This window comes from Paenibacillus sp. 2TAB26, assembly GCF_052115145.1.
In the GTDB taxonomy this organism is placed as follows: domain Bacteria; phylum Bacillota; class Bacilli; order Paenibacillales; family Paenibacillaceae; genus Pristimantibacillus.
Genome location: NZ_JBFRGC010000147.1, coordinates 1 through 371, shown reverse-complemented (window position 1 = coordinate 371; position 371 = coordinate 1). Strand labels below are relative to the sequence as shown.

General features: G+C 51.0%; 1 protein-coding gene. It reads right to left on the bottom strand.

Annotation, left to right across the window (positions count from 1 at the left end):
• Positions 1-371: InlB B-repeat-containing protein (locus AB4Z50_RS36265; protein WP_441887357.1), on the bottom strand; the 371-nt coding region annotated here is incomplete at both ends.

Here is a 371-nt window from a genome sequence, read left to right as displayed (position 1 = left end):
AATCGCCGGTGTTGCCTCGTACCGTTACGCTTGCGTTTTCTTCATATTCACCGATATCTGTCGGTACGTTGCCGCTTGTATAGCCGTTGCCGTTATACGTGACCTTGTACGTCGGGTTCTTCGTCCACTTCGCATATAGCGTCACGTTCGTTRTACCCATYGTGAATGTGGCAGCGTAATCTGTGCCAGTTCCATCCGCTAGCGTGTTCCAGCCTGCAAACRTGTAACCGCTCTTCACTAARTCGCYGGTGTTGCCTCGTACCGTTACRCTTGCGTTTTCTTCATATTCACCGATATCTGTCGGTACGTTGCCGCTTGTATAGCCGTTGCCGTTATACGTGACCTTGTACGTCGGGTTCTTCGTCCACTTC